At 76.9% G+C, this 247-nt stretch carries 1 pseudogene; it reads right to left on the reverse strand.

The window, feature by feature from the left end:
- Window positions 1-247, reverse strand: a pseudogene (locus tag AOK24_RS52160) (septum site-determining protein Ssd); the annotation flags it as partial.

Consider the following 247-nt stretch of genomic DNA (forward strand, 5'->3'; position numbering starts at 1 on the left):
CTCCCAGAACTCCTTGCAGAACCGCCCCAACGGCCCCCGAGCCGCCGCCCCCGGCGGCCTGCGCCCCGTGTCCGCCTTCAACAGCGCCGGGTCCAGCGGGACTTCGCCCGCCAGCGGAAGCCGAAGGAGCCGGGAGACCTCGTGGTCGTCGAGACCGGGTACGCACGGCGCGCGGACGGCGACCCGGAGGTCCCGCAGGACCATGCCGACGGCCGAGGCGACACGTCCGGCCGCGGCGACGGCGCGG

It is taken from the genome of Streptomyces niveiscabiei (assembly GCF_001419795.1).
Taxonomy (GTDB): domain Bacteria; phylum Actinomycetota; class Actinomycetes; order Streptomycetales; family Streptomycetaceae; genus Streptomyces; species Streptomyces niveiscabiei.